Genomic DNA, 7,250 nt, shown 5'->3' with positions numbered 1-7,250 from the left:
GAGCATACTTTAGTATTTTCCTGATTTTTTCCTCCACAACGAGGACAATTCATCTATTATTCCTTCTTTTATATATGCCGTTCGCTACTGTATACAATTAATTATAGATTTTATTGAGCTTTTTGACAAAAATACAAATTACTTTAATAATTTACTTATTATTTCTAATATAAAATTATAGAATTACCAATATACTCCCTTACCATCTTTTCATATGATTTTGATAAGGTCAAAATTCTAACAATTGATAACTATTAAATAACCAAGGCTTAATCCTATGCCAATCTAAAAAACAAGTATTTTATCGATTTAGCTGCTCTGGCTAATTAATAAGAGAAAACACTGCATCAATTCTAACTTTTAATATTTCATTTTGATACTATTTCAGTTAAAATATCATTTAGAAACACTGCCATTCAGGTTAAAAAGCCTATAAAATATATACTGAAACAAAATATACAAATAAGACTTAGTTAGGAATCAATATAATGACAAATCTTAAATCAAAATATGAAACCGTAATTGGACTTGAAGTCCATGCCCAATTGAAAACCAAAGCAAAAATTTTCTGTGGCAGCGCAACAGAGTTTGGCAAGCAACATAATAGTCAAATTTGCCCTATCTGTGCAGGATACCCTGGTGTATTGCCTGTTTTAAATAAAGAAGTGGTTAATTTTGCCATATTAACAGGATTAGCACTTAACTGTGAAGTTTCCAGGCATTCTAAATTCGATAGAAAACAATACTTTTATCCGGATTTACCTAAAAATTATCAAATTTCACAATATGATATGCCTATAGCAAAAAATGGCTGGATAAAAATAGGCGAGAAAAAAATAAGGATAAATAGAGTTCACCTTGAAGAAGATGCGGGTAAACTTGTACATGCCGGAGCTGCAGGACTAGCTGGATCTACATATAGCCTGGTTGATTACAACAGAACAGGGGTTCCATTACTTGAAATAGTCAGCGAAGCTGATATATCTTCTCCTGAAGAAGCCAGAGCATATATGGAAGAATTAAGAAATGTCGTAAGATATTTAGATGTTTGCGATGGAAACCTTGAAGAAGGAAGTCTAAGGTGTGATGCAAATGTTAGCATAAGGCTTATAGGACAAAAAGAATTTGGCACTAAGGCTGAAATCAAAAATATGAATAGTTTTAGGGCATTACAAAAAGCCCTTGAATATGAAGTTGAAAGACAAACAGAACTTGTTGATAAAGGTGAAAGAATTATTCAGGAAACAAGACTCTGGAATGAGGCTGAAGGAATCACTGTTTCAATGAGAAGCAAAGAAGAGGCTCATGATTACAGATATTTCCCTGAGCCCGATCTTGTACCTCTTGAAATAGGACCTGACTGGATTGATAAATTAAAAGTTCTAATGCCAGAATTACCTGAACAAAAACGCCAAAGATATATATGTGACCTTGGATTATCTGAATACGATGCCTCAGTTATAGTAGAATCTCTTGAAATGGCCAGATTTTTTGATAAAGTAGCTGAACTTGGCGCTAACATTAAGACCGCTGCAAATTGGCTTATGGGAGATATTACAGCCTATTTAAAAGAGAAGAAAATATCTATACAGGATACCAAATTAACTCCTGAAAACCTTGCTGAAATGCTTCAACTCATAGATAAAGGCGTTATATCAAATAATATTGCTAAAAAAATGATTACTCCTTTGATTGAAAAAGGAGATTCTCCTAGAAAATTGGTTGAAGAACAAGGAGTAAGCGTAATTACTGATGAAAGTGCAATTAGAGAAATAATTAAAAAAGTTCTCGATAACAACGCTTCAGAAGTGCAAAAATATAAATCAGGCAAACCTCAACTATTTGGTTTCTTTGTAGGCCAGGTAATGAAAGAAACTAAAGGAAGAGCTCAGCCTGAAACAGTAAATAAAATAATTAAAGAAGAATTAGAGAAATAATAAGCTTAGAGCCTGTCTGGCTGAAAATGTAAAAATCAGGCTATGATATAATTACAGGCTCGTCTTTTGGACTTAAAGTTGTTTAAAGACAATTCACAAGGCGATTCAACTTTAGCAAGACAGCTTCTTAAATTATTCAGATTATCTATTATTTTTAATCTTATTATACAACTCTAAAGCACACTGAGTTGGGGTTTTAAAAACTCCTTCAGTAACTATTCTTTGTCTCAAAAATAAATTTTGTTTATATACTTTATCAACTTGATTTTCAATATTTGGAGTATCAATTTCAAACACATGGAATCCAGCTGGTGCTAAGTCCACTTTCACTGCCTCTTTATGAATCGAATACTTGCTATAAAGTCCCGAATGCGGTGCAAGATTTACCAAGGGCTGAGTAGATTTTAACCCAGGCACATTAATATTTCCTGATTGTCTGGCATTAACATCTTTATTCGCTATTACCAAGAGAGTTTTCCCGTTTAAATGCCTTGCATAAGCAATTATCTGGTCATTTTTATTTCCTGATGCTTTTAAAGGAATATAAGAACCCTCTGTAATTACATCTTCATGCTGTTTTCTTAATTTAAACATTTTTGACATAAATTGGCCAATTTCAGGATGTTCACCACCCGGTTTTCTTGAATAGTTAAATATGTCTAGCATTTCAGGGTGAACTATACATTTATTACTGTCTGTATCAGACTTTGGACTTGTTTTGTCTTTATAAGAATATAGATATCTATCTCCCGATTCAAATCCTGTTACAAAATAAGGATTGGTCATAGGTAAAGTTGCTTGCAATCCTGTAGTAAGATTACAATACAAAGATCCACCATTAGACATAGGACTTTTATCATCGTGAGTTGCGAATGATCCTAATAATGACCTATTTGGAGGCAGCTTACGAGACATCTCCAGGTTGAGGATCATATTATCATGGAAATCTTTAGCGTTTTTCATTTGATTAAATATGTGATACTGACCGTAATAAGAATCAAACCCAACCTTTAAAAGATCTTCAGGACGATCTGCCGGTATATTAGCAATTGGAGATGCATCTTCATAGGTATAACTTTCTGCAAGGAAAGCAAAATTAGGATCTTTAGTTCTGGCGTAATTAATTAGTTTATCCCAGAATTCTACAGGCTTAGCTCTGGCAACATCAGCCCTTATACCATCAAATCCAAGCTCTATTGATAAGTCAACAAACTTTTTGTGCATATCAAGCAATGCTTCATTTAATTGCCCCTTTTCCTTATCTTTCCACGGAGCAAACATCCTTATATCCTGCCAGCCTTGAGGAACCTTAGGATTTCCCTGTGTATCTATAGCCATTAATTCGGGTTGTGCTTCATACATATCAATTGAGGCACAACTTGGCAAGTCAAGCATCACTCTAATACCACGCTTATGCGCTTCTTGCATAAAAAGTTTAGCTTCTTCTTTAACGCCTAGTGGGTTCGCAGAATCATCAAGCTTTGGATCGACAGATAAATAATCTAATGGAGCATAAACTGATCCTGCAGTTCCCATAGCACCCTTTTTACCTGGAGGGTGAATAGGAAGTATGTGCAATGTATTAATACCTAAAGATTTTAATTCATCAAGTCGCTCAATGGCATTTAAAAAAGTACCGCTTTGCTCCCCATTATCAATTAAACCATTTTTGTTTTTATCTTTAGCATTAAAGGTTCTCATAACAAGAGCATAGACTACAGCTTTATTTTCGTGGAATAGTTCTCTTAAATCATTTTTCCAGTTAGTTTTTAGATTATTGTTCAATTTTGACAGTTGAGTATTGGCTACAGGATATACCGGATAACCTGAATAAACTCGATTATTTATGAACTTATTAGTATTTATTTGAGATTTATTATTGGCTGATAGCTGTTCGACTTGTCGAATTTCCGGCTGCTGTGCAGGACGTTGATTAATTGTAGCCTGCACATTACCAGAATTACTGTAAGACTGATAAACAGGGGGCCTGTAATTTAAACCATAATTATTTTGAAGGCTCATTTCCAGCTACCTCCTTAGACTTATACACATCCGGATTATAATTATTCGACTTGCCCATTCTTAAAATTGTAAATAAAGTTAACCCTAATAATACTCCTCCACCAATTAAACCTACTTTCTGAAACCAGCTTCTATATTTAAGTGTAAGCCAATTATTATATGTAACTGTATCACGAGCCGCATCAGCAATTAGATCTTGAGGAGTTTGCCCCAACCATTTACCTAAAGACTTAAATTGAGATGAATCTTGATTTTTTATAACATCAATAATTTTATCAATAGTCTTTTTACTTGTGAGAGATTCCCCAAGTCTATTTCTTAAAGCCTTTTCTCCACCTTTTTTCATAACTTCAGTAAGTTCAGTCAAAGCATCTGAAGATTTAATTCCTCCTAAAAGTCTGGTAACAACTTTCATGCTCTTACCTTTTGAATTTTTAAGGGCATGTACTACTCCATCAAATGAAGACTCAATATCAAGTACTCTGTTACCTAAGCTATTTTCAACTTTACCAGCAATATTTACAGCATTATCATTGCCAATTATTGATTCTAAGGCACGTTTAAATGGTTTTTGTATAAACGTTGATATTATACCTTGAGCTGATTTAGCCTGATTCACTGGTTTACCAGCAACTTTAGTAACTTTATGAACGACTTCAGCTAACTCTTCAGGCTTCATACTATGTAAATGCTGTGAAATAATATCAGCACGTTTATCTACGTTAGCATCAGCTAACTTTTTGATAAGATCTTTTGGCATTTTTAATGCTTTTAAAATATTTTTAGATACATCTGCCCAGGAATTTCCAATTCCATTAACTAGAGTTGCTTTATGATAACCATACAATGCCTGATCAGCTTTAAGTAAACCTGTTAATTTTTTATATAAACCTAAAACTTCTTCTTTTTTTGTGCTATTGCCAATATCAGAAATTTTCTCTGATATTGCTGTTTTAACTTCATTAGAGGTGAGTTTATCGGATAAACCTGTAAAAAACTCTTTTATTCCTGCTGAATTTCCTTCAGCTAATAGATTACCAAGTTTCTTCTCACCCGCTGATGATTTCATATTAGAAACTTTATTTATAAGACTACTAATTAAATCTCTGGAACCATTGACAGCACTTAGTTTAAATTTAGCTAGTCCAGTATTTACTATGTTTAATAACTTTTTAACCGGATCTCTTAATTTGTCAGCCATAAGACTTGATAAAATTGGTGTTGAAAAACCAGCTGTCAGCATCCATAAGGTATTTGATTGAGTAGCAATCTGCTTCATTTTATCCTGAATAGCTTCTCTACGATTTTCAATATTTTCAGGAATTCTAAGTTTATTACCGACTTTATTTATCTGCTCATCGCTCATAAGATCCCAGGGTAGATATTGAGGGTCCTGAAAGAATCTTTTTCTTCTTCCCTGGCTATCAACGTATTCTTGATTTATATCAACACCTGTAAGCATTTTCACAGGTTTTCCAATAAAAAATTTAGGCCATACAGACATAGCTAAAAACCAGGTGCCAAAACCGACAAATTCCATTGCTTTTGCCATAGGAGTAGTGGCTTTTGATGCAAGTAAAGAAGCAATTCCTAAACTTCCAATACCAATAGCTGAATCATTAAGCTTGCCTATTTCATAATCCCCACCTTCACCTTTTAAAGCTTTATAGAAAGTCTTAGCGGCACTGCAGTATTCTTTAAAAACATCTCCAGGTCTTGGAATCATGGTCCCTTTTATGAGATGCCCTTTAGGAGGAATTGCAGTAGGCTTAACAAAGTAGAAATTCTTGAACAGATCAGACATATATTGACTGTTATTATTCAGAATGGTTGTTGGCACGCTATAACGCGCGCTATTAATATTATTATTTTGTGAAAGAGAATTAACCATTCTTCTATTTTCTCCTAAGCCCTGGACTTACCTACTATGTCAAAAGCATTTTTCATAAGATTTTTTCTTTTTTCCTGGATAGCATCTGGGAATTTAGAGACATCTACAGATTTTTTGTCCTTTAATGAGCCGGCTCTAAGAATAGACCAGTTAGCCAATAAAGTAGCAGTTATAGCGCTAATTACTGCTGCTTTTCCATAGTACTTCGTTATACCTTTAGCTCCTGTTCCATTCCAGAAATCTTTTACACTATTTTTTAATGTATTCCAGAATTGACCTTTTAAAGTAAGTCCTGCTCCTTTGATGCGGAACCAAGTATTTTCTAATGGACTCATGCCCTGTTTAGAGGTAAGGGCATTTCTTACAAAATCATTTTTTAACTGATTACCAAGGTTTTTCCAACTATCTTGCATTGATAATCCAATTGCCAAAGCAGCATAAGGAATTGTAAGAGCATATTTCCAGGCTCTTGACATAATAATTAGTTTTTTAACATTGGGTTTTACCGTTGAATCTGAATCATTAAGATTATGATTTATTCCCATTTTTTTAGCGATATCATTAAAATTCTTATTTATAATCCTATGATTGTGGGCTGCTTTGTCTTCTCCATGGCGTAATAAATCAAAGTATGTAAAATCAGTACTTTCAAAAACTTTATGGTATTCCTTTCTCATAGGAGATAATCCATCAGGACTTTTTGTTCTTAATCTTACAATCTTCTTGTAAGATTGGTCTAAGTCAACTCCTGTAAACATCTTTACAGGAACATTAATAGCCTTACTTGCAAGCATAGCTGCTAAATAAAAGAGGCCCACTCCAACTGCTTTTTGTCGAGTAATAGCTTTTGCAGCGTCTCCCCCTGCAGCAAAACACAAAGCTAAAATAGGGCCACCAACATAGTATGGGATTTTAGCCAGTTGCAAAAACTCAAAAAAGTTAGCATCAGGATCCCCTTTCAAGCCTCTAACCGCATATTCGGGCAGCGAAAGAGCTTGAGTAATATTAACTCTAGTCTTAGTTTTTATGTCAGTCGGCAATATCTCATCATGAGCCTTATTAATACTATCGTATATTTTAGAATCAAGACTCACATCCATTTCACAAGTTTTAACAGCTTCAGGTTGATTAGCTTTATTAGCTTTCAAATCTGCTGCTAATTTTTTGAAATAAATATTTTGCTGAGATGGACTTAAATTATTAGTTCTGTCAGTTTTAATCATGTGCAACCTCTAACACACATGTACTTTGGTACTGATAAAACGTTGCTCAATAAAAAAACATGCTAAAGTTAATCTTTTTTATTTACTTTTATTTACAATGATTATTTCCTGATAATTCAATAAAAACCTTCCAAAATACATTATTATTTAATGTTTCCATTCGATAAAATATCTTCT

General features: G+C 33.6%; 4 protein-coding genes and 1 pseudogene (1 of these 5 running past the window's edge). 1 reads left to right on the top strand and 4 read right to left on the bottom strand.

The annotated features are described in order from the left end of the window. Positions 1-53: pseudogene (locus A2255_07435) on the bottom strand (hypothetical protein) (it extends 3,718 nt beyond the left edge of the window). Positions 54-488: 435 nt separating this feature from the next. Between A2255_07435 and A2255_07430 the strand changes: the two are divergent. Beyond that, positions 489-1,937: an aspartyl/glutamyl-tRNA amidotransferase subunit B gene (locus A2255_07430; protein OGI21780.1), complete on the top strand. Its 1,449-nt coding sequence runs from the start codon at positions 489-491 to the stop codon at positions 1,935-1,937. Positions 1,938-2,078: 141 nt separating this feature from the next. Here A2255_07430 and A2255_07425 read toward each other — a convergent pair whose 3' ends face one another. Genes A2255_07425 through A2255_07415 form a run of 3 tightly spaced genes read right to left on the bottom strand, consistent with a single transcriptional unit; the run spans position 2,079 to position 7,073 of the window. Next, positions 2,079-3,959: a hypothetical protein gene (locus A2255_07425; protein ID OGI21779.1), complete on the bottom strand. Its 1,881-nt coding sequence runs from the start codon at positions 3,957-3,959 to the stop codon at positions 2,079-2,081. Further along, complete coding sequence (locus tag A2255_07420; protein ID OGI21778.1) at positions 3,943-5,850, bottom strand: hypothetical protein; 1,908 nt, start codon at positions 5,848-5,850, stop codon at positions 3,943-3,945. Before A2255_07420 ends, A2255_07425 begins: the two co-directional genes overlap by 17 nt. 14 nt (positions 5,851-5,864) lie before the next feature. Then, complete coding sequence (locus A2255_07415; GenBank protein ID OGI21777.1) at positions 5,865-7,073, bottom strand: hypothetical protein; 1,209 nt, start codon at positions 7,071-7,073, stop codon at positions 5,865-5,867. Between the last annotated feature and the right edge of the window lie 177 nt (positions 7,074-7,250).

The organism is Candidatus Melainabacteria bacterium RIFOXYA2_FULL_32_9 (assembly GCA_001784615.1).
Taxonomy (GTDB): domain Bacteria; phylum Cyanobacteriota; class Vampirovibrionia; order Gastranaerophilales; family UBA9579; genus UBA9579.
Note: the sequence above shows the minus strand (reverse complement) of the source record. Positions and strands in the feature narration are given on the sequence as shown.

Coding starts and splice junctions, on each gene's coding strand:
- A2255_07425 (OGI21779.1), bottom strand. CDS start 3,959: ATGAGCCTTCAAAATAATTATGGTTTAAATTACAGGCCCCCTGTTTAT.
- A2255_07430 (OGI21780.1), top strand. CDS start 489: ATGACAAATCTTAAATCAAAATATGAAACCGTAATTGGACTTGAAGTC.
- A2255_07415 (OGI21777.1), bottom strand. CDS start 7,073: ATGATTAAAACTGACAGAACTAATAATTTAAGTCCATCTCAGCAAAAT.
- A2255_07420 (OGI21778.1), bottom strand. CDS start 5,850: ATGGTTAATTCTCTTTCACAAAATAATAATATTAATAGCGCGCGTTAT.